Genomic DNA, 22,452 nt, shown 5'->3' on the forward strand with positions numbered 1-22,452 from the left:
AATCAAACAACTTTAAATTGAGCATAAACCGTTTGTCCTGCATCTAACGCCATACGTTCCTGCGACATTGCCGAAATTTCGGCTAAGATTGTTTGCCCATTGACAGTTAGTGTTATTAAAACGTAATTTTGCTTTTGTTCGACACTTTGTATTGTTGCCGGAAGTTGATTCACCATACTTGAAGACTGGCTACTTTCTTTATTAATAACCACTTTTGAGCCATCGATAACGAGGTATTCAAGTTCTTCATCGCTATCACTAATATGACTAAACAAAAGTAACTTTTCGGTACCTTCAACTTGCCAGCGTGTTAATTGGTATTGCGCTAACCTTGCATCAAATTTTACACTAAGTTGGCTTAATGTAGGCTGATTATTTGTCGATGAAATTTGCGTGACTAGCTTTTTACTCGGACCTTGGCTGACCACTTCGCCCTGTTCAATCCAGACAATATGATCGCAGCACATGGCCAGTTCTTTTAACGAATGACTCACCATAACAAACTGCATTTTGTAGTCACGTTTCAATTTTCTAAGTAACGAGGCAAATTGATCCCGACTATGCCAATCTATCGCCGAAAATGCTTCATCGAGCAACATCACAGGTTTTCCCGACATTAACGCTCGGGCAAATATGATACGTTGTTTTTCTCCCGACGATAACGCGTTAATCGCTCGCTGCAATAGGTGTTTTATGCCGCACCAATGGATCACATCATCTAGTGTATATGGAATGTTTGACGTTTTTTTCCCGTGTTTAACCACAAAATCAAGGTTTTGTTGAACGTCTAAATGTGGAAACAAATGCGTTTTATCCGACACGATAACAAAGGGGCGATCAACCGCATTTACGTCTTGCCACTGCTGTTGGTTATAATCGATATTCAGTGTTTCAAAAGACGCGGAGTGTATTCCTGCAACAGCCTTTAATAACGTCGATTTGCCACTTCCTGAAGAACCAAATATGCCCACAATATCTGTTTCGACTGGTATCTGACCCTTTAATGAAAGTCCATTTTTATGGGCGCGAAATTTAAAGTGACTCGATGTTATTTCAAAATTCATTGGCCCGCACCTTTAAACGGGCCAAAGCCGCGATTAAATTTGTAAAGCAGCACTAAACTTGTAAACGAAAACGCCACCAAAATAAACGCCAACTGATTCGCGGCCGCATAATTTAAAGTCTCAACATGGTCATACAACGCGATAGACAATACTTGGGTTTCTCCAGGAATATTGCCACCTATCATTAAGACCAGTCCAAATTCACCCAATGTGTGGGCAAAACCTAAGGTCATTGCCGACAAAATAGCAGGCCTTATAAGCGGTAAAACAAGAAACAAAAACCGCTTTACACCGTTCACGCCTAAAGATTTCGCGGTATCGATAAGATCATGATTAATTTGTGAAAACCCAGTTAATAGCGGTTGCAATACAAAAGGCAATGAATAAATAACAGACCCAAATAAGATCCCGGTAAAGCTAAATGCAAGATAACTTCCAGTAAGATCAAACCACAATTGTCCCAGGAAGCTTTGCGGCGCAAACGCCAAAAGAAAATAGAAACCCAAAACGGTCGGCGGCAATACTAAAGGAAGTGCAATAACCGCTTCAAATATTGGCTTTAAACGTCCCTTATAACGTGACAACGCCCATGCTGCAGGTAACCCAAATATCAGCAATAATACTGTGGTTAATAGCGCCAATTTTATCGTTAACCAAAGTGCGGTTAGGTCAGCTAATTCATTCATTGATTTTTGTCTTGTATCCTAACTCTCGTAATCTTTTTTGGGTGTCGGTGGACAACATAAATGTGACAAAGGTTTGCGCGAGTTGCACTTCAGCGGTACGTTTTAAAATGACTAACTGTTGCTCAATCTCTGGATACCAGTCCGCGCGGAGCGTAATGTAATTTAAATACTTAGGGTCAGCAAACCGATTATACCCATTGAAGACTGATGATTTAGCCACCAAACCAGCCTGCACGTTACCACTATCGACATATTGAAAGGCCTGTCCCACGTTCATCCCCTTCACCAACTGCACCGGTTTTTGAGGTTTAGTTGCTTTAATACCGCAATGGCCGCTTGCCCGTAAGGCGCCAATCGTGGGTTAGCGATTGCGAGCTTAGTATTATAGTTTTTAAGAATATCATGCGTCATGTGTTTTGTGTTTGGTTGCCACCAAATTAATTCACCAACGGCATAGGTTTTTAAACTGTTTTTATAAGCGAGGTTATCAGCGATAAGTTTACGCGGGCGTTCTGAGTCTGCTGATAAAAACACGTCGTACGGCGCTCCATTGCTGATTTGACTAAATATAATGCCAGAAGAACCGCTGGATATTTGCAATTTATGGGGCTGATTCTTTTCAAATTCGGTTTTTAACTCAGACATAACATGATAAAAATTAGTCGCAACAGCCACGTTTAACGTAGCAGCATAAGTAGGCAAACTCAAAACAAACCATAATGTGGCAATTATTTTAACTATCATGAGATGTGAAACATTTTTTAATGTGCCCTGTAAGCTATCATAAATTTGAGTATTTGACGTCGCCGATACCTGCTCACATGTTTAAATTAAATAAACTTGAACATACATGTGCGCAAAACGCCTAATTTAGCCTAACCTTTTGTGTAAGCACTGACGGATCCTTTATCAGTGCACTTATTTTTACCCTAAAAATCATTACCAATTGGTCGAGTCATATGCATGAATTTTTAAATGATATTGTTGCTTTGCGGATGAAGTTAGGCTTTGAAACTGCGATTATTTCAAAAGTATTGGACAGAAATTATTATATTGAAGTCTGCCAATCTGATCATATATCCATCAACAAGGGTGATATTTTTAATTTAGAAGATACCTATTGCCAGAAAGTCATCTCCGCAAAACAAATCGTTACTTATAACAGTGTGGAAAAAAACCAGCATCGGACCTTACACCCCGCCTATAAATTGGTGCAATTGCTCAGCTATATTGGCTGTCCAATTTACAAAGACGGTGTAATTTGGGGCACATTAAACTTTAGCTCAACTGCGTACCGACACAAGCCACTTGTACTTGAAGAAATAGAATACGTGACTAATCTAGCCGAAAAAATTTCTCTTTACTTAGATACATAAAATAAGATCTTAAGCCCTTGATCTAAATTTCCAGATGTCGAATAAGTAGAAGAAAATTCCCACCACGTTTGACGACGCATCTCTTGAAACAAAATATTAAAATGCCCTAATTCCGGCTCCGGCTCTATAACTCTAAATTCACATTTATCAATTTTACAGGTGACGCCGACAAGCTGCACACTGCTTTGAAATTCGTGATTAGCAAAAAGTCACGTATTAATAACTCAGTGTCATAACCCCATTCATGATCTTCCGGCTGGTTAAAAAATCATACACTTCATCACGTTGTTTGCCTCTAAAGCCGAGCAAAAAATTAGAAAACGGCTCTTCGACCAAAGCCGTCATTTGCTCATTTGTGATGTCGCTTTCTGCAAATTGCCCAAGCTCTCGCTGTAATCGTCTGTTTTCACTTTCAAGTTCTGAAATTCTAACCGCAACGTCACCCAATTGCTTTCCGCCGTGATCAACTTCTTCGGCTAATATCATGGAGCTTTGTTTTAGGTCGTCGTTCTCAAGTCGTACTGATTCCAACTCTTGTTGCAGTAATTTAATTTGCTCTTCTAATTGCAACACTTGGTCAATATCTTCAGACGTTCGATTATCTTGCAAAGCCACTATGCCACGGTATCTGTCAGCCTCAGTGGTTTCTACTTGATTAAAATCAGATGTATCCGATTGTTGTTGGTCGTGCGCTGTCGTGGTCTCTGTCCTTTGTTCAACGTAAGAGAATGTCGCCAAACTCCCTACAATTAAGCCAACCACTAAAAAACTGATATGTTTGACGTCCATAATTTAATTCCTTTGTCAGACCTAGCATGTTTATTTAAGTACAACATTCTGCCGACATCAACCTCATTTAACAACGGTTAATTTCATGAGATTTTATATAGTGTTACGTAAATTTTAGGGTCAATAAGAAAAAAATGAAATGAGTGTTTTAAGGATAGGTGGCATTACACCTTACTTTTATCACAGTGGATCTGAACTTAAATGGAGGACATGAGTTTTAAAAATGATGGACGAGCAATCAATGGGGATTGAGTAACGAGCCATACCTTCACTATTCGCTTGGGTCGCCTATAGCGCCAAATTCTGTCGGGCCACAGGATTCAATATCGGTCAGCTAATCTATGTGCTTCACGCTGAGCATAAGCAACCAAGTCGCAATAAAAGTCATCAAAGTTATTAAACTCTATTGCTCCCTCAGACCGAAACCAATCAACCGCATTTTCTAGCGCGACAGGTCGAGTTAACCGAGTGCTGATCCGCATCAATACTCGTTTAATGGTATCAATATCTCCATAGCTAGTTAACCAATCCATTTGTTTCATGTTGCTAATGGTTTGAATAAACCGAGGAGACATAATCTCATTATCAACCGGTAAATTATCGTAGCAGTGGGCAGAAAACTGCTCCAATGCCATGGGATGATATTGGCCAAAATTTTTCGCTAATAAATAATCAAAAAGCACGTCCAATATAATGCCACCATACTTCCGATGTTCAGGTAGCTTTGACTTCAAATCTAAAACGATAGGATGTTGATCAGTAAATGAGTCCACCAGCCTATGTAGCTGAATACCAATTTTAAGGTCGGTGGGTACCGCCATCGTTGCCACATTTCCTTTGACAAAGTCGCCTAGCAAACTGCCCACATAAGAGGTGTCAGTCTGATCAGCAAGATGTAAGTGGGCAAGGTAATTCATTTTTAATTACGAAACAATCAAACTCAAAACAGTTTAAATTAGATCAATTTTTCCATGCGTTTAATCATTTTAAAATCTAACTCAGAAATTCCGCCGGCGTCATGTGTGACAAGATATACATCCACTTTATTCCAAACGTTAGACCACTCAGGATGATGAATTAACTTTTCGGCGTGCATGGCGACTTGAGTCATCCAGCCAAATGCCTGAATAAAGTTTTTAAAGACAAACTGCTTAAACAATTTTCCGTCGACTAATTGCCATTGTGCGTCTTCAGATAATGTTGCATTAATCTCTTTTAATGCGGTTGTTAGTTCTTGTTCGTTTAGTTTTACCGCTGCCATAATTCCCTCAATTTTCAATACTGTCGATGTGTCGTCAATAATGACGAGCTTAAAAATAAAATCAAATTATTGCGTAATATTACGCATGTTCAGATGGCAAATAACCCTGACACATTGACGGTTCTATTACAAAATCGGGCGTCGACCACCAATGACCAAGTTGCTGTTCAAACCTAGATAATTCACCACTGGTAATAAAAGTATCATCAATGCCCTTAGCCTTTTTAACAGCGCCAACAGATAACATTGAGTCACTTGAACCACTAGACTCGGCAGTAACCAAGCGCCCAACCTGTTTAGCCACAGCAACTGACGTATCAATTATTGTGACTGAAGCATGGTGCTTAGCTAACGCGGTGACAATTTCGTTTTTGATCAAACTGTAGTGTGTACAACCGAGTACCAAATAGGCCGTGTTTTGGGCAATAATTTTTGAGACATAGGGGGCCAAAATAGTTGAGTCAAATTTTGAAGCGCTATTAAGAGATTCGACATAGTCGGCCAATCCAATGCAAGGTATATCTTCAATAGTAGAGTACGATTGAAAGCCCGTTTTTACGTTTTGATAATGCTTACTGTTTATCGTTCTTGCTGTCGCCATAACGCTTATTATAGGCGTTGTGGCCGCTTCAACTGCTGGTTTAAGGCCTTAGCTCAACACCAACAAAAGATACTGAAAAGCGTTCTCTTAGTACTTTGATGCAATTGACTGTCGCGGTATTACACGCCACAACGATGAGCTCACAGCCCTTTTCAATTAAAGTGGTAACAACACGAATACAGCGTGTAATCAACTGCGATTCAGGCAACTCACCATATGGGTTGTAAGCGGAGTCTGCAAAATAAACAATAGGCGAATCAGGTAATAGGCGTTTAATTTCACTCGCAATTGAGAGCCCACCGATTCCTGAATCAAAGACGCCTATTGTTATAGTTTCTGAGGACATCGTTCGAATTTAGTCTATTAGATGTTGATTAAATCGTTCTCGCAAGTCATCTTCAATTGGGATCGCTTTACCCGTTTTTTGGTCCAAAACAACAAACGTTATATCTGCATCAGCTACAACAGTTTCAGTTCCTTTAACCGTAATCACCTGATTAAACACTGCGCTTTTGTTGCCTACTTTAGATAATTTGGTTTCAATCGCAAGTACTTGTCCCATATACGCACCTGTACGATATGAAATATTAATATTTACGATGACCCACGCTAAACCTAAACTTTGAAAATATTCAATATCGCCGGTTTCTTCTAGGTACTGCCAACGCGCATCTTCTAAAAATTCCAGGTATCGCGCATTATTTACGTGTTGGTAAACATCAAGGTGATAACCACGAACGGTCACAAAACTAATTTGACTCATAGGGATCCTTTTAACGTCTACGACGTTTTTTCTTTTAAGCTCTTCTTCTTTTTCTTTGTTAGCTTCGCGCTCAGCTTCTTTCTCTTCCATGATAACTTTTGCCGCTAAGCCAAGCTCTACAGTTTCAAGGGTTATTGGCCCAAAAACACCACCGCGATATTCATTAATAACTATCTCAGATACTTTATACAAATCAGCAATACCGCCTTTACGCATACATGCACGGTTTTTCGCAATAAGATCCATCACATCAATAGGTTGCTGTGGCATCTCATCAAACTGAAAACGGTCCATTAGCAACTGAGGGTAATATTCCATCAAATATTCGATGAGATAGTACGCAATATCTTCTTTTTCAGTCACTGTGTCTTTAATGCCGCCCGTAATCGCTAAGCGATAACCACAATCCTGAGGCTCTAATTTAGGCCACAAAAACCCTAGAGTATCATGCAATACAATATTGTTGTCTAAACGAATACGTTGCTGTGCTTTAGTAACCCCCGCCTCATTGCCTGTTTTAGCGATAATACGGTCAGCTAAAATATTAATTGTTGTCGATTTTCCAACATTTGGAATTCCGCATATCAAGGCTCTAAGTTGTTTATCTTGGCTTACGCGATGCGGCACCATATCAGAGATCACATTAAGTAGATCTTTAATGCCTTTTGGATCATGCTGCGTTATCGCTATTGCAGTTATGCCACGTTCTTGCTCTAAATGTTCAAGCCATCTAGCGGTTTGAATGGGATCGGCTAAATCACTTTTGTTTAATACTTTTAAAACCGGCGTATCGCCGCGGAGTTTTGGTACTAAAGGGTTTTCACTAGAAAAAGGGATCCGTGCGTCCAGAATTTCTATGATCACGTCCACCTGCGGCATAATCTCAGCGATTTCTTTTCGCGCCTTGTGCATGTGGCCGGGAAACCAGTTTATTGCCATTTTATTCTCCAGATAACGTTAATGGGCGAATTTTACCTGTTTTAGCGCCAGTCACAACGTTAAACTTTATAAACCACTAACATTGAAAAATTGATAATTACCCACCACTATAAAAACACGTCGATATTTTAGGATTTTTAAAATGAGTACAGCAGTCATCACTGGAGCAAATCGCGGCATTGGTTTAGCCCTAAGCCAACAATTAGCAGCGAAAGGTTGGGACATTATTGCCATTTGTCGCAGCGACTCAGAGGAAATTGAGCAAATAGCCGATATGGTCATCAGTGGCATCGACATTACCCAACCAGACCATATCCAGCAGGTAAAAAAGGTTTTAGGCGATACGCAAATCGACCTCTTAATCAACAATGCAGGGCTACTGCAAAACGAGACTTTAGGTGAAATTGATTACGATTCCATTCGTCAACAATTTGAAATCAATACGTTAGCGCCGCTGCAGGTAACAGAAGCCTTGATTGACAATATGATTGAAGGCAGCAAAATTGCCAATATTACAAGTCGTATGGGGTCGATTGCAGACAACGATTCAGGAGGCCGATACGGTTACCGCGCGTCTAAAGCTGCATTTAATGCCATTGGTAAGTCGTTAGCCGAAGATCTAAAAGTACGTGGCATTGCTGTTGCACAATTGCATCCAGGTTGGGTTCAAACACGTATGGTTGACTTTAGTGGTTTACTTACCGCCGAAGAATCTGCCGCTGGACTTATTGAACGTATTGAAGAATTAACCCTTGGTAATACGGGTGGCTTTTGGCACTCGAATGGCGACGTCTTGCCTTGGTAGCACTTCTTTAAGAAGTGAATTAAAAACATAAAAAACGCGGATAATATTATCCGCGTTTTGTTTTTAGCGCTCAGAATAACCAACAACATGTGCTAAACGCTAACGTAAGTCTATTTTTTAGGCTGGAACTTCAATGCCCTGCTCGCGCATTTTAGCCAACTTATAACGTAACGTACGCGGACTAATGCCAAGTTTTTCAGCAACATCTTTGCGTTTTCCTGACACATTTGCAAAGTATCTAAAATAATACGATTCTCTTGGTCACGAATTTCCATTTTAAAATCTGGTGTTTCTTCCGCGTATTCACTCGCTTGAATTTCCGCAGCGATATGATCAACCGCAAACTCTTCAACTAAAATGTGTTCGCTATCTACATTTGCATCGGTACAAAGGATCAAAGCACGTTGAATAACATTGTCGAGTTCTCGCACATTCCTATAGCCAACTGTGATTTAACAATTTCATTTTTGCTGTTGGGCTGATCTCTGGAATTTCTCTACCCATATCAACGCAATAACGTTTTAGTAAATGCATAGCAATTGGAATAATGTCGTCTTTACGTTTAGATAAACGTAACCAACGAATTGGGAAAACATTCAATCGATAGTACAAATCTTCTCTGAACTTGCCATTACGTACGGCTTCCATTAAATCGCGGTTAGATGTCGCCAAGACTCGAACATCGAGCTTTATTGTTTTGCGACTGCCAAGACGTTCAACTTCACGTTCTTGTAAAACGCGCAATAGTTTTGCCTGAAGGTTTAAATCCATTTCGGTGATTTCATCTAATAAAATCGTACCGTGTTGGGCTTGTTCAAATTTGCTAAGGACACGCCTGAATCGCGCCTGTAAATGCACCTTTTTCATAACCAAACAATGTAGCTTCTAACATATTGTCAGGAATGGCTGCACAGTTAATCGCAACAAAATCGTGCTCGGCGCGATTAGACTGGTCATGAATGTAACGCGCCATAACTTCTTTACCTGCACCACTTGGCCCTGTGATCATCACAGAGGCTTCAGATACGGCCACTTTTGCAGCAAGTTTTAATAATTCAATACTTTTGATATCTGCGACAACAGGACTGTGTTTTTCAACCTGTTTCACTGGCGCATAACGGCCGACCATATTGAGTAAGACTTCTGGCGCAAAAGGCTTGGCCATGTAGTCAATAGCCCCGTATTTCATCGCTTCTACAGCATGATCGATAGTTGCATAAGCAGTCATCAATAAAAATGGCGTTTGTGGATACAGTTTTTTAACTGACTTTAATAAGTCGAGTCCTGTTAAGCCACCCATTTGAACGTCTGAAACGATAAGGTCAATGACCCGCTGTTTCATTACAACAAGTGCGGCTTCTGCTGAATCAGCTTCAACAACGCTGTATCCAGCCATGGTAAGCGTATCAACTAGCGCTTCTCGTAATCCTGAATCGTCTTCTACGACTAATATTTGAGTCTGACTCATACGACTTCCTCCTGTTGTGTAGACACGTCAATTGGTGCAAGAGCATTAAGCTTAATTGGTAAATACATTTTAAAAATTGCACCGCCACTATAGGTTTATTCTCAACGACAACATGCCCTTGGTGTGCCTGAGCTACGGTTTTTACAACCGATAATCCAAGACCTGTTCCCTGAGAACGTGTGGTGTAAAACGGTTCAAATATTTTTTAATTAAATTTTTCTCAACACCTGGACCATTATCTTCTACTGAAATGATCACTCGATTTGGTTTTATTTTGTCACGTTGCGCTGCAACATGAACGTGTACACCTTGCCCGACGACCTGTACCGCATTGTGGATAAGGTTGGTGATTGCACTGGATAGACTGGTTTTATTGGCAAGCAAACAAATATCTGGTTCTGGCAACTCTACGGTTAGGTCACCTGCTTGGCTCACCAAAGCATCAGAACTTTGATGCACCGACGTTAAAAGCTGTTGCAATGAAACTTGCTCTAAAACTTGGTTTTCACCACTTTTGGCAAACATCAACATGTCGTTAACTTGCTTCTCCAAATCGGATAAACGCGACGATAACTTGTCGACAAAATTAAGTCGTTGATCCACTTTCATGCGGCTATTTTTTAAATTTGCGGCATATAACATCGCTGCAGACAAAGGCGTTCTAATCTGGTGCGCTAAGCTCGCGACCATACGCCCAAGTGCAGAAACCCGTTGAAGGTGACTGATCCGTTCTTGCAAAATTCTTGTTTCAGTTAAATCCGTCATCACAATTAACTGACCCGATTTTAATGGGGTAATTTCAAGTTTAACTCTACGTCCATTACGGAGTGAAACTTCATGGCCGTCATCTTCTCTAGGTTTAAAAGAGCGTCCAATAACGGTTCGCCATTTTTCACCCTCAAGTGGTTCGCCAAGCAAACTAATCGCCACTTTATTAGCTTGAGAAACCATGCCTTTTGCGTCTAATACCACAACGCCGTTTGGCATAATGTCGACTAAATGACTTAACTCAGTATTACGGTCACGTAATTTCTGAAGTTCAGCTTGTCTGATCTCGGATTGATCCTTAGAAGGTGATGTCGATTTATAATCTTCGGAAAAGCTTCTAAACGCAGGCGAAAATGAAGCCAATTTAACCTTGGCTGTTTTACTGCGTTCACTTTGCAATACTGACTGAATATTCACTGACATAATGTTATCTCTATGGATTTAATACACAGAAACTAAAACAACTATTGTGCCAACTTTATTTTATATAAATAACAATGAGTTAGACGTTGATTTTTGAGGATCCTTTAAAACAACAAAATTTTGACGCTGATTAAAAAGGAAAAAAATGGCGTGGGATATTAGCGCTAAAAAATGGTTATTTGAGCCAAGTTAAGACCCAAATAACCCTTTAACTTATTCGTCTTTATTCAAATCGTACTTACGCATTTTTTCAACTAGCGTTGTGCGACGTAAGTTTAGGATTTCAGCAGCACGAGCAACAACATAGTCAGTTGTTTGTAATGCTTGCTCAATTAAGTTTATTTCAAGTTCAGATAAAAACTCTTTAATGTCTAACCCTTCAGGTGGCAACATTACGGTTGTTGGATCTGCCAGCGACGTGGCTGACATAACAAAATCCTCGGAACCGTCGTCATCTTCATCATCGTTCAATGCAAAGATGTCGTTAAGTGCCTGACGCTCTAAAATTTCATCTGGGTATTCAGGAACAAACGGCGCTTCGTCGGTATAACAATATCGAGGTGGTAAGTCATGTACATCAACCACTTGATTTGGAAACATAATTAACAAACGTTCAACTAGGTTCCCTAATTCACGAACATTACCAGTACCACGGATGCTCTTTTAGTGACTCTAACGCGCGGTCCGTTAAATTAAACCGAGCTTTATGCTCACGTTCAAAACGGCTTGTAAACTCTTGGATAAGCAAATGTAAATCATCTGGTCGTTGCTTTAATGAAGGTGATTCAATAGGAAATACGTTTAGACGATAATAAAGATCTTCACGAAACGTCCCTTCTTCAATCATGTCTTCTAAATTACGATGGGTTGCCGCGATAACCCGAACGTCAGCCCGAATTGGCTTACTGCCCCCGACTCGCTCGTAAGTACGTTCTTGCAAGACTCGAAGTAACTTCACTTGCATTTGCAGTGGCATGTCACCTATTTCATCTAAAAATAGCGTGCCGCCCTGAGCTAATTCAAAGCGCCCTTTACGAGATGAAATCGCACCGGTAAACGCGCCTTTTTCGTGACCAAACAATTCGCTTTCTAACAATTCACCGGGTATTGCACCACAGTTAACAGGCACAAATGGGCCCTTAGCGCGTAAGGATAACTGGTGAACATTTCGTGCGATGACCTCTTTACCTGTACCGGATTCCCTAATATAAGTACGTTGGCTTCTTTTTCTGCGACTTGACCTATTAAAAATTTAATTTCATTTAATACTGAAGTTTGGCCAATTAAACCGTCAAACTTATTACCGCTGCTATTTGATCTGAGTTTCGGCAGTAATCGTTTGTATTCTTGGCAGTCTCGAATTTGCTGCGTTACTGCAGGGTAAATGAAAGGTTCCGACAAAACGCCGATAACATTTTTTAGTTCGAATAAAAACTTTAAGGTTTCACCGATGAGTAAAAACGGGATCCTGACTGTGAACGCACTAACGCTTCATGATCGCTGGAGGACAACGCGCCTAATATGCAGGCGTCTACATCATCTTCATTAGTACATCGGGTTTGAAAATCGTTATAGCTAACAACAACACTTGTTTCGCCTATAAAAGTTAAAATACCGTGGAGTAATGATGCTCTGCGTTCATTTTCATCAACAATGATGATCTTGCCCAAACCGAGCTTTTGTTCAGATGACATATACAACCTAATTTTTACTATCGTTATGAAGATAATTGTAACGAGGTCGATCAGAGTTGCAAGTATTAAACGACAAAACTTTGACGAATTTAACTATTTAGCCTAATAATTGACACTATTCACAAATTTTCGCAAGAAACCTGTGGGGTCAGAGTCGCTGATCGCAAAAAGCCCGCTATTCCCAAGCTTTATAAGGCAGCCGCGACGATATTCATAAGCTCCAACTGAGTGCAAAGGAATTTCATTGTTCGCTTTTAACCGGCTCAAACCATCTGAACAAACCATTATCCTAACTAAAAAGAAGAAACCGTCATTCTGAAAGAGCCGCGGCGATATTCAGGATCTCCAACCAAGTGCAGAGGAAGTACATAGTTCGCTTTTAATTGGCTCATAATTCCAGAACAAAAAACGTCATCCTGAAAGAGTCTAAACGATATTCAGGATCTCCAACCAAGTGCAGAGGAAGTGCATACTTCGCACTAAAGAATGCTTGAATATTGCTGGTAATATCAATGTATAGCGCACCAAACTATTTTTACTTTCGGAGTCGCGTGCTGGAGATCCCAAATATCGCTGGGGCGATTTTGGAATGACGATCCTTTCTAAAAACCAGTGGGATAAAAACCTGTGGGGTCAGAGTCGCTGATCGCAAAAAGCCCGCTATTCCCAAGCTTTATAAGTCAGCCGCGGCGATATTTGTAAGCTCCAACCAAGTGCAAAGGAATTTCATTGTTCGCTTTTAATTGGCTCAAACCATCTGAACAAACCATCATCCGAACCAAACAGAAAAAACCGCCATTCTGAAAGAGCCTAAGCGATATTCAGAATCTCCAACCAAGTGCAGAGGAAGTGCATACTTCGCACTAAAGAATGCTTGATTATTACTGGTAATAACAATGTATAGCGCACCAAACTATTTTTACTTTCGGAGTCGCGTGTTGGAGATTCCAAATATCGCTGGGGCGATTTTGGAATGACGATCCTTTCTAAAAACCAGTGGGATAAAAACCTGTGGGGTCAGAGTCGCTGATAAAACCTGTGGGGTCAGAGTCGCTGATCGCAAAAAGCCCGCTATTCCCAAGCTTTATAAGGCAGCCACGGCGATATTCATAAGCTCCAACTGAATGCAAAGGAATTTCATTGTTCGCTTTTAATTGGCTCAAACCATCTGAACAAACCATCATCCTAACTAAAAAGAAGAAACCGTCATTCTGAAAGAGTCTAAGCGATATGCAGAACCTCCAACCAAGTGCAGAGGAAGTTCATACTTCGCACTAAAGAATGCTTGAATATTGCTAGTTATACCAATGTATAGCGCACCAAACTATTTTTACTTTCGGAGTTGCGTGTTGGAGATTCCAAATATCGCTGGGGCGATTTTGGAATGACCATCCTTTCTAAAAACCAGTGGGATCACCCATTGGTTTTGAGCCTACTAGTTTTCAAAAGAGTGTTACACCGACATCTATATTTGTTTTCGTCGTTCGGCCCAAATGCCTAACATAATAAAAATGGCTAAAACAACAATCGCAAACGTAGAGTAAGATAACTGACTTAACTGCACTTTTAATACTTGAGTCAAAACTACAGTTAACGCCCCGTAACCAAATGTACAAACCAAAACAAATACGACAGTTCGAATAATAAAGTGAGCGTTACCAAGTTGGCGTCGCACCATTTTATTGATGTCTGCCCCACAAATCACCAATATTGACGCAACAATCCCAAGGGAAATATCTGCAGAGTAAGGGCGCATAAAACGCCCAAACTCAGACAAAATCGACAAGACCCAATCCATTACAGAGTGATCCCATGTTCGTTTAACAGTGCCACTAGCTGTTCTTCGGTTAATACGTCAACCCCTAAATCCTGGGCTTTAGTGAGTTTCGAACCGGCTTTTTCACCCGCTACCAAATAATGTGTTTTGGCCGATACGCTCCCTGATACTTTTGCCCCTAGTGATTGTAAATGGTTCTTAGCATCACTGCGGCCCAACTGACTTAACGTGCCGGTAATCACGTAAGTTAACCCGGTTAAAGGCTGAGCGCTTTCTTCACGTTTTTCGATCACTGGCCAATGAATGCCCTGTTCTAATAACTGAGATACAACCGTCAAATTGTGTTCTTCGCGGAAAAACGCATACGCATGAGCCGCAACAATTTTACCTACATCACTCACTTCAATCAGAGACTCGATGTCAGCTTCTTTTATTGCATCTAAAGTTTGGTAATAATTTGCTAAATTAAGTGCGGTAGCTTCACCCACTTCACGAATTCCTAATGAATAGATAAACTTAGGCAATGTAGTCAACTTAGCTGCTTCAAGTGCGTTTATTAAGTTCTCCGCCGACTTAGGCCCCATTCTATCTAGCGATGAAATTTGATCGGTTGTTAAAGTAAACAGGTCCGCAGGTGATTGAATTAATTTTTCGTCCACAAGTTGGTCAACAATTTTGTCACCTAGACCGTCGATATCAAACGCCTTACGCGAAGCAAAGTGTTTTATCGCCTGCTTACGTTGCGCTTCGCAGAATAAACCTGCGGTGCAACGAGTCACAGCCTCGCCTTCTGGCTTTTCTGTTTTCGATTGACACACTGGGCATTCAGTTGGAAAAATAATGTCTTTGGCATCTTCCGGTCGACGTTCCTCAACAACCGAAACAATTTGCGGAATAACGTCCCCGGCACGACGAATGATCACAGTATCGCCAATTTTTATGCCTAACCGTTCTATTTCTTCGATGTTATGTAAAGTCGCATTTGACACCGTCACCCCGCCCACAAACACAGGTTCTAATTTAGCAACCGGAGTTATGGCGCCCGTACGACCCACTTGAAACTCAACATCATTTAATACCGTTAGCTCTTCTTGCGCTGGAAATTTATAGGCGATAGCCCAACGTGGAGCGCGCGCCACAAACCCAAGAGCTTCTTGAGTAGCGATATCGTTAAGCTTTAATACTGTGCCGTCAATTTCGTAGCTCAATGTACTACGACGTTCACCTATGTCTTGATAAAACGCCAAGACCTGCTCAATGCCTTTTGCAATTCTGATTTCAGGGCAAACAGGCAATCCCCAATGTCGGATCTGTTGCAATCGGTCGAAATGCGTATCTGGCAGAATATAATCTTCGCTGACAACCCCCATCGAATAGGCATAAAAAGCCAAAGGCCGTGACGCTGATATCTTTGAATCGAGCTGGCGTAAACTGCCTGCAGCGGCATTACGCGGATTGGCAAATGTCTTAGTTCCATTTTCGATAGCAGTTTCGTTTAAACGTTTAAATCCAGCATGCGGCATAAAAACTTCACCACGGACTTCGATGCGTTCAGGGAAATCTGTACCAACTAATGCAAGAGGAATTGACTTAATCGTTTTGACATTTTCAGTAATGTTTTCGCCAACGGCGCCATCGCCTCGAGTTGCAGCCCGAACCAATTTGCCTTTTTCATATAAAATACTAACGGCTAAACCATCCAGTTTAGGCTCGCAACAAAATTCCAAATCCTCGTCAGTTTTGAGTCGGTCATTCACTCGTTTATGAAATGCGACAAACTCTTCTTCTTTCATCGCGTTATCCAATGACAACATAGGCACTTCGTGAACCACTTGGTCAAATTTTGCCAGCGCTTCACCACCCACTTTACGGGTTGGCGAGTCAGCATGAGCCAACTCTGGATGCGCTAGCTCTAAAGCCTGCAACTGTCGGAAAAGGCGGTCGTATTCAGCATCGGGAACAGACGGCTCATCTAATACATAATATTGATAATTTAACGATAGTAGTTGCGAGACAAGCTCATTAATTTCAAGTTCGATAGCTGACATTTGGCACATATAAAAAATTGGAATATAGCTAAAGTTTGAATTGAAATGCACCTAAAGGCAACTGTTGAAAGATCAATTCTGTACGACTGTTCAAAATTTATGTTACCTATCCTATGTTGCTAACACTTAGGCATCGTCTTATCATGCAGCCTGAAGACATTTTAATTTGTTTAGGGTCAATTGGTTTGAATTATTTGGGTAAATCACTTTTTATTTTGCTATTAATACTAATGGCCAGTTTTAAAAGCTATTCATGTACATTAACTCTAGGAATATCAACAGAATCTTCCCCTTACCTTTTTGAGAAAACCGACCAAGGTTGGTCTGGCGTAAGTATCGATTTAGCAAAAACGCTGGCGAAAAAGCGGATTGCGAACTAAACATAATATCCGCACCATGGGGTAGAGCCATAAAATTGCTCGAGTCTGGTAAAATTCACTTTCTTACGAATTTCACCCACAGCAAAACCCGAGCAAAATTTGCCGATTTTATAGGCCCACACTACATAGAAAGTGCCACCTTCGTCGCCAGAAAAACAATCAGTGCTAACGTCAACTCACCAAAAGAGTTACATCAATTCACAGGCACTGTGGGTATTCAACAGGGCGCAAATTTTGGGCATGAATTTGAAAACCTGATATTGAAGAACCCCAACACTATACAAAAACTCGTATACCTTCCAAATGTCGATGAACGATATTCGATGCTTAAATTGGGCAGACTCGACGGTGTCTTTGACGACCAATTGATTGCCCACCATATGTTAGAAACAGGAGAAATATCTAAAGATGAATTTTCTATTCGGTTTTTTCTACACGGCACGCCCACTTATTTTGGGATAAGTAAAAAGGCCGTTTCAAAAAACTAAAAACAAACTTCAAAAAGCCTTAGTTAACGATGCGCGAAGAACATCTTGTCGAAAAAATCTATGAAAAATACGGGTTAACTTTAAACACCAAACAACTGTTTAAAGAAGATAAACTTGGCCACGCCTATAAAATCAGCAAGATGTAGGCGCAACTCCTCCAATCATCAAGACGCAATTTCCGGCAAAACCTCAACAGTTATTCCCAATAAAGACAACCTCTGCACGTTATTTAAGCAATTAACACGCAGTTACAAAACTTTATTACCTTTCCTCCTTATTCTTCTTTGCAATTGCGCCACATTACATTAATATTGCCCTGTTACTTACTTTCGGTTTATTCCGTTGAGAAAGAATTACTTTAGAAAGATTTCTAGGGGCTGATTCAGGATTCGACAGGATTGATGATTCCGGAGGTGCACGTCGAGGGGCGGTTTGCCTCGTAAAAAGCCGCAAAAAATAGTCGCAAACGACGAAAACTACGCACTAGCAGCTTAATACCCTGCTCAGAGCTCTTTTGCCCTAGCTTCCGTCCGTAAGACGGGGAACAACAAAAGATCAAAAACCAAACGGAATAGTGGCGAGACTCCTGCCTGAGAGGCAACCCACGAAATTTAAATCAGGATAGTCGTTGAGTGGCGTGTCTGTTCGCAGCTCCTCGGTGAATTTAAAAACTGACTAAACGTGTAGTACCAAAGGGTGACCTTTTCTGGACGGGGTTCGACTCCCCCAGCTCCACCACTTCAATAAAACAAGACGTCATTTGGCGTCTTTTTTATACCAAAAATTTGACTTAACGCCTTGTAAACAAACCTTCCTGTTAGATTTACCCTATACAACCCCAAACAACTCTGTACAATAATAAACCAACTAAACAGCGGGTAAACATGTGGGTAAAAACGAAAACGTTCATCCCTCGTGTGGGTAAAAAGTTTTAGAGGTAATAAGTGACTGTTACATTAGAAGCGTTAAAGGAAGCAAAATCTACTGCAAAGCAGACAGGTAAACCTGTAAAGCTATCAGTGGGTGAAGGGGTCAGACTTAACATTACCGCCAACAGTGCAGTGTTTCAGTTACGCTACAGGATAAAAAGCCAATCCGGCAACACTAAAGAGCGAACACTTACCCTAAATAAACTCACAGCCAGAACAGCCCCAACACTAAGCAAAGCAATAAGCAAAGCGTTAGAACAAGCAGAAGAAGCTAAGAGTTTAGTTAAGCAAGGTGTTGATCCTACTAAAGAGAAACAAATCACCAAGGCTTTAGAAACAGCTAAACAAGAATTAATACTTAATGACTATTTTGAAAATTGGGTAAAAAGACTTCAACCGCTGCACAATGGAGTCCGAAACATAACCGTGATATGAAATCCAAATATAGAGATCATATTTTCCCTCATATTGGTGAGTTTCCAGTTAGTCGTATAGACCGTGAAAAAATCAATAACCTTTTAGAGCCACTGGAGGCAAAACCAGCAACCTATAAGAAAGTTCGATCATTATTGAATATGATGTTTGAAGATGCTGTAACTACGAGTAAAACAGAATTTAACCCTGTACCTCGCGGTAGAATTAGAGCTATTAGCAATTACAAAGCGAAAAAACTACCAGCTATAACTAATCTTCCAAAGCTACAAAATCTAATAGCTGGAATAAACCGAGTTAACCTCATGCCAGAAGTTAGAACTGCAGCATTATTACAAGCATATACGGCTACACGTTCACAAACGGTTGTAGCGGCACGTTGGCAAGAATTTGACCTTACCAATGGCTTATGGACAATTCCACGGGATAAAGGCCGTATGAAGCTCTCTGATAAAGAAAAATACGGGGAAGCTTTTACCATTCCTTTGTCAAAAGAAGTGGTTCAATTACTGTCTGATTGGAGGCAAACACTCCGCTGGAATAACAGTGATTTATTGTTCCCCAGCACCTCAAAACAAGGTTATATCACAATTGAAGCCTTGACCAAAGTTTATAAATTGAGACTAGGTACAGACGAACACTGTGCCCATGGTTGGCGTTCTAGTTTTTCTACTTTGGCACATGAAGCAATAAGCACAGACGGTAAAGCTATGTTTAGAACCGATGTAATAGAGAGATGTTTAGATCACGTTGTGGGTAATGAAGTAACACAAGCTTATAACAGAGGCGAATTGTTAGAGCTAAGGAAACAGTTGATGTGCTGGTGGTGTGGTGAACTTCGAAGTAGCAAAGTGTCGGAGATAAAAGAAAAACAAACGGTTTAAAAGGATTGTTAAGTCTAGGGTAGCTCCCGAACGGCGGTTAACCAAGCCGCCTGACTTAACATACTATTATTTGGTTCGTTTATTGGTAGCGAAAAATGTTTAAATTAAAAGAAACTTCATTAGTCAATGAAGAAGTAACTATTAATGAGTTCTCCCTTATAGTTTACGGTGTTGTAAGCCTTGAATTATTTCCCTCAATAAAAGGAGATTTTAAACTCATCCAAAAGATTCTAGACGAGGGCTGGGACAACGATTCGAGTAAAGGTAACTTGGTGGCAGCCAATACACTAGCTTATTACTTAGGGAGTTCATTTCGAAATTCAGACTTTCCTAAATCGACTTCTTTTACAGAGATGGACTACTACAAGGGAAATTTAAATAAAGCAAGATTTAGCTTTTCTGCTTTACTCGATTGGTGGAACACTTATAGTGAAATTGATGATAGTTACATTCCCGATTGGATTGCAAAATTACTTTTTGAAGATAATAAAGCTGAACATTTATCTTGTAGCAGGGAAATTGAAAAAGAGTATCCATTATTATTACGTTTATTAATCGAGATTCATAGGAATATGAACTGGGACTCTAAAGAATTTCAAGATGATTTAAAGCTTACTTATTTAACGCAAGCAAGGGAACTCGGATTAGATTTGCCAAAAAATAATAGGCAAGCAAAAAACATTTGGGATCTGGATTACCATGGGGTAAAGGATGGTTTTCTAAGTCAAAACATTCAAGAAGTAGTAATGAAGATAACAAAGCCTAAAAACTTCACCTCAGGCTAAATAATAAAAGTCTTTAAATTTCAATAATCTAGTTGGGTCAGCTAAATAAAACAAGCCTGACCCTATTTGCCTGACCTACGCATACCTAAGTATAAATTACCTCGACAAATCCAAACAAGAGATAATTTGTAATGAAAAATCAACACGTAAATACCGACTTTCTTTTACAAGCAATGGAAGTCGAACAAATCACAAACGCTCATAGAGTAACTTTACTCCGTTGGGCTAAAAGAAAATAGCCCCGCAACCTATAAAAATAGGTGGTCGTTGGTTCTGGCGTAACTCAGATATCCAAGCGTTTATCGCTGGTGAATGGGAGGCATAACCATGAACAAGCAACTACAGCACCACGTCATTTTAGTCACCAAATTAAAAACACTTCTTATTGAAAATAATGTTTTTAATGACTCTAAACTGTCAATTAGGTTTGAAGTCCCACCTAAACGAACAATTTACCATTTAATCATTCATGGTCTAAGTGATAGACCTATATGTATTAAAACCGCATACGCTGATTCTGTATCATCTAATCAAGCGTTGCGTTATCCGGCACAAATGGAGGATATGCCTAAGGATATGGAAGTCTGGTTCATTCGTGATGGACTTGGTTTTAGGCACGAAAGGTATAAACGCTGTATTGCCAAAATCAATAAGATAATTGGCGTTGAACAGGTGATGACAATTGCTGAGTTCAAGCAGCGAATTGTTCAGCTCATAAAAAAGCCCCTAAACGCTAATTTGAAGGACTTTCTTTATCTTGCTAGTGGTTCAGTTTTGCAGACCAGCAGCCACCAGCAGCCACCAGCAAGTTAAAGTTAGCACAGTTTATGAAAATAAAAAATTCAATTTGGAACATGGTTTTGACACCTCAGAACATGCTTTTAACACCGAGGTTTTAGCACCATATAAAGAGTTCAAAGCTATAGATACAAATGGCAGAGTTGATTCTGAAAATGAAGAAAATGAGCGGTTTTTAATAATATCTATAGAAGAAGATATAGATATTATTAAAGAGAAAAACAAGGTAAAAAAAGAAGGTCTTTCAAAACGATTACAAAAAAGACTACTTTGAATTTGAGCAGCGTGAAACACCTATAAACATTAAAAATTCAGGATGTTTTACCCAAATACTAAAAAGACTTTTTGAGCAAACTTACGCAATGATTTACAAATATAAACGAGCACTGTTTATGTCTACTAAATTTCATGTGAAAGCTTACACACCTGACAACTCTATTTTTAGCAATTTTATCAAGAGGCTTAAAAAGAGGTTGGAATTTCACTACGGCTCAACGGACTTTGGTTATGTTTGGGTTAGAGAGTGCTCTAATAACGGCAATATACATTATCATTTGGTTTGGATGATCGATGGTGATTTAGCCAGAACACCTCATTATATTCATACCCAAATGGAAGAAGCTTGGGCTTCAACCAATGGCTACTTTAGCTATTCAAAATATCACTTTATAGATTGCAGGGAGTCTTTAGAAAACGCTTTATACCATGGTTCATATATTACCAAGGCAAGAACAAAAGGAGTTAGGCCAGACCAAACAAAGGACTACGGTTCGAGCAGATTAGCGTTTAAAAGCAAATATGAAAAAGGGTAAAATTAGGCACTATAAAAAAGGGTGTTACTGGTAATCATATAGAGAAAATAGTATATGGATCACATAAGCGGCAGAGCACATAACAAAAATGTAATTGCTATCGTTAAAGAAGAAATCCACAAACCTAGAATCATCTATTTCGAAGGGAGCAGGCATAAATTACCTAGGTTCCATCCACCGAGTTACATGCACATGTGTTGGCTTCTTAAAAACTTGGGAATTAAAACCTCAAGAGGCAATGACTGGACGCCAAAACGTTTGTTTAGAATGTTACAGCGAAACGGCTATTCTGGCCTATGGGGTGTTTTTCATAGCCAACAAGACTATTCCCATTAAGGGTATTTTGATACCACTACGCGTTTAGAGGAAAAACAGAAAATTCAGCTGCTAGTTCAGTTTCCAAATAGGGAACTGAACCGAAGTAAAAATTCTGAAATGGGATTTTAACAAGTTACAGTTAAACTGATAACAAACCGCTAAAT

General features: G+C 40.0%; 23 protein-coding genes, 1 other RNA gene and 4 pseudogenes. 12 read left to right on the forward strand and 16 right to left on the reverse strand.

All coding sequences use genetic code 11. The annotated features are described in order from the left end of the window. Window positions 1-2: 2 nt before the first annotated feature. The 4 genes from PN838_RS06690 to modA are packed head-to-tail and all read right to left on the reverse strand — an operon-like array spanning window position 3 to window position 2,494. The gene (locus PN838_RS06690) at window positions 3-1,064 is read right to left on the reverse strand and encodes an ATP-binding cassette domain-containing protein (protein WP_272180099.1); all 1,062 of its coding nucleotides are present in this window, start codon (window positions 1,062-1,064) and stop codon (window positions 3-5) included. Continuing rightward, window positions 1,061-1,750, reverse strand: coding sequence for a molybdate ABC transporter permease subunit (modB, locus tag PN838_RS06695; protein ID WP_215963633.1), 690 nt, complete (start codon window positions 1,748-1,750; stop codon window positions 1,061-1,063). The genes PN838_RS06690 and modB overlap by 4 nt, the downstream gene beginning before the upstream one ends. Next, window positions 1,743-2,021 carry a substrate-binding domain-containing protein gene (locus PN838_RS06700; RefSeq protein WP_272180100.1) on the reverse strand — a complete coding sequence of 93 codons (279 nt, stop codon included), beginning with the start codon at window positions 2,019-2,021 and terminating at the stop codon, window positions 1,743-1,745. The genes modB and PN838_RS06700 overlap by 8 nt, the downstream gene beginning before the upstream one ends. Before the next feature lie 11 nt (window positions 2,022-2,032). Further along, on the reverse strand, window positions 2,033-2,494 hold the full coding sequence (modA, locus tag PN838_RS06705) for a molybdate ABC transporter substrate-binding protein (RefSeq protein ID WP_272180101.1): 462 nt from the start codon (window positions 2,492-2,494) through the stop codon (window positions 2,033-2,035). A gap of 215 nt (window positions 2,495-2,709) precedes the next feature. Here modA and PN838_RS06710 point away from each other — a divergent pair, with 215 nt between their 5' ends. Further along, window positions 2,710-3,126 carry a GAF domain-containing protein gene (locus tag PN838_RS06710; protein ID WP_272180102.1) on the forward strand — a complete coding sequence of 139 codons (417 nt, stop codon included), beginning with the start codon at window positions 2,710-2,712 and terminating at the stop codon, window positions 3,124-3,126. A gap of 216 nt (window positions 3,127-3,342) precedes the next feature. Here the strand turns inward: PN838_RS06710 and PN838_RS06715 are convergent, their stop codons facing one another. The 7 genes and pseudogenes from PN838_RS06715 to ylqF all read right to left on the reverse strand — a co-directional run. Beyond that, a complete protein-coding gene (locus tag PN838_RS06715; RefSeq protein WP_272180103.1) occupies window positions 3,343-3,915 on the reverse strand; it encodes a hypothetical protein in 573 nt (190 codons plus the stop codon). 320 nt (window positions 3,916-4,235) lie between these two features. Next, window positions 4,236-4,832, reverse strand: coding sequence for an acyl carrier protein phosphodiesterase (locus tag PN838_RS06720; RefSeq protein WP_215963637.1), 597 nt, complete (start codon window positions 4,830-4,832; stop codon window positions 4,236-4,238). Between the two features lie 38 nt (window positions 4,833-4,870). After that, complete coding sequence (locus PN838_RS06725; protein WP_272180104.1) at window positions 4,871-5,176, reverse strand: 4a-hydroxytetrahydrobiopterin dehydratase; 306 nt, start codon at window positions 5,174-5,176, stop codon at window positions 4,871-4,873. 79 nt (window positions 5,177-5,255) lie between these two features. Beyond that, a complete protein-coding gene (locus PN838_RS06730; protein ID WP_272180105.1) occupies window positions 5,256-5,777 on the reverse strand; it encodes an aspartate/glutamate racemase family protein in 522 nt (173 codons plus the stop codon). A 40-nt stretch (window positions 5,778-5,817) separates the two neighbouring features. After that, complete coding sequence (locus PN838_RS06735) at window positions 5,818-6,123, reverse strand: glutamate racemase (RefSeq protein ID WP_272180106.1); 306 nt, start codon at window positions 6,121-6,123, stop codon at window positions 5,818-5,820. Between the two features lie 9 nt (window positions 6,124-6,132). After that, window positions 6,133-6,540, reverse strand: coding sequence for an acyl-CoA thioesterase (locus tag PN838_RS26125; protein WP_334313486.1), 408 nt, complete (start codon window positions 6,538-6,540; stop codon window positions 6,133-6,135). 27 nt (window positions 6,541-6,567) lie between these two features. Further along, window positions 6,568-7,479: pseudogene (gene ylqF, locus PN838_RS06740) on the reverse strand (ribosome biogenesis GTPase YlqF); the annotation flags it as partial. Between the two features lie 142 nt (window positions 7,480-7,621). Between ylqF and PN838_RS06745 the strand changes: the two are divergent. Continuing rightward, complete coding sequence (locus tag PN838_RS06745) at window positions 7,622-8,284, forward strand: SDR family oxidoreductase (protein WP_272180108.1); 663 nt, start codon at window positions 7,622-7,624, stop codon at window positions 8,282-8,284. A 117-nt stretch (window positions 8,285-8,401) separates the two neighbouring features. Here PN838_RS06745 and PN838_RS06750 read toward each other — a convergent pair. The 5 genes and pseudogenes from PN838_RS06750 to ligA form a co-directional block, all read right to left on the reverse strand. Further along, window positions 8,402-9,752, reverse strand: a pseudogene (locus PN838_RS06750) (sigma-54-dependent transcriptional regulator). Then, window positions 9,691-10,943: pseudogene (locus tag PN838_RS06755) on the reverse strand (sensor histidine kinase). Before PN838_RS06755 ends, PN838_RS06750 begins: the two co-directional pseudogenes overlap by 62 nt. 213 nt (window positions 10,944-11,156) lie before the next feature. Then, window positions 11,157-12,637, reverse strand: a pseudogene (locus PN838_RS06760) (sigma-54 dependent transcriptional regulator). Between the two features lie 1,465 nt (window positions 12,638-14,102). After that, window positions 14,103-14,435, reverse strand: coding sequence for a DUF3392 domain-containing protein (locus PN838_RS06765; protein ID WP_272180109.1), 333 nt, complete (start codon window positions 14,433-14,435; stop codon window positions 14,103-14,105). Further along, entirely contained in the window at window positions 14,435-16,462 is a 2,028-nt protein-coding gene (gene ligA / locus PN838_RS06770; RefSeq protein WP_272180110.1) for an NAD-dependent DNA ligase LigA, read from the reverse strand. Before ligA ends, PN838_RS06765 begins: the two co-directional genes overlap by 1 nt. Before the next feature lie 113 nt (window positions 16,463-16,575). Here ligA and PN838_RS06775 point away from each other — a divergent pair, with 113 nt between their 5' ends. The 10 genes from PN838_RS06775 to PN838_RS06820 all read left to right on the forward strand — a co-directional run bounded on the left by PN838_RS06775 (window position 16,576) and on the right by PN838_RS06820 (window position 22,306). Beyond that, window positions 16,576-16,842, forward strand: a complete 267-nt coding sequence (locus PN838_RS06775) for a hypothetical protein (protein ID WP_272180111.1) — start codon at window positions 16,576-16,578, stop codon at window positions 16,840-16,842. Further along, the gene (locus tag PN838_RS06780) at window positions 16,782-17,330 is read left to right on the forward strand and encodes a substrate-binding periplasmic protein (protein ID WP_334313298.1); all 549 of its coding nucleotides are present in this window, start codon (window positions 16,782-16,784) and stop codon (window positions 17,328-17,330) included. The genes PN838_RS06775 and PN838_RS06780 overlap by 61 nt, the downstream gene beginning before the upstream one ends. 373 nt (window positions 17,331-17,703) lie before the next feature. Further along, window positions 17,704-18,068: a transfer-messenger RNA gene (gene ssrA / locus PN838_RS06785) on the forward strand. Between the two features lie 206 nt (window positions 18,069-18,274). Continuing rightward, on the forward strand, window positions 18,275-18,694 hold the full coding sequence (locus PN838_RS06790; RefSeq protein ID WP_272180113.1) for an integrase arm-type DNA-binding domain-containing protein: 420 nt from the start codon (window positions 18,275-18,277) through the stop codon (window positions 18,692-18,694). Next, complete coding sequence (locus PN838_RS06795; protein ID WP_272180114.1) at window positions 18,691-19,575, forward strand: tyrosine-type recombinase/integrase; 885 nt, start codon at window positions 18,691-18,693, stop codon at window positions 19,573-19,575. Before PN838_RS06790 ends, PN838_RS06795 begins: the two co-directional genes overlap by 4 nt. Window positions 19,576-19,670: 95 nt before the next feature. Continuing rightward, on the forward strand, window positions 19,671-20,360 hold the full coding sequence (locus PN838_RS06800) for a hypothetical protein (RefSeq protein WP_272180115.1): 690 nt from the start codon (window positions 19,671-19,673) through the stop codon (window positions 20,358-20,360). A 327-nt stretch (window positions 20,361-20,687) separates the two neighbouring features. Further along, the gene (locus PN838_RS06805; protein ID WP_272180116.1) at window positions 20,688-21,173 is read left to right on the forward strand and encodes a hypothetical protein; all 486 of its coding nucleotides are present in this window, start codon (window positions 20,688-20,690) and stop codon (window positions 21,171-21,173) included. 34 nt (window positions 21,174-21,207) lie between these two features. Beyond that, window positions 21,208-21,432, forward strand: coding sequence for a hypothetical protein (locus tag PN838_RS06810; RefSeq protein WP_272180117.1), 225 nt, complete (start codon window positions 21,208-21,210; stop codon window positions 21,430-21,432). A gap of 22 nt (window positions 21,433-21,454) precedes the next feature. Continuing rightward, window positions 21,455-21,970 carry a YagK/YfjJ domain-containing protein gene (locus PN838_RS06815; protein ID WP_502592198.1) on the forward strand — a complete coding sequence of 172 codons (516 nt, stop codon included), beginning with the start codon at window positions 21,455-21,457 and terminating at the stop codon, window positions 21,968-21,970. 54 nt (window positions 21,971-22,024) lie between these two features. Then, on the forward strand, window positions 22,025-22,306 hold the full coding sequence (locus tag PN838_RS06820; protein WP_272180119.1) for a hypothetical protein: 282 nt from the start codon (window positions 22,025-22,027) through the stop codon (window positions 22,304-22,306). Window positions 22,307-22,452 lie beyond the last annotated feature (146 nt).

This window comes from Psychrosphaera algicola (assembly GCF_028401425.1).
Lineage (GTDB): Bacteria > Pseudomonadota > Gammaproteobacteria > Enterobacterales > Alteromonadaceae > Psychrosphaera > Psychrosphaera algicola.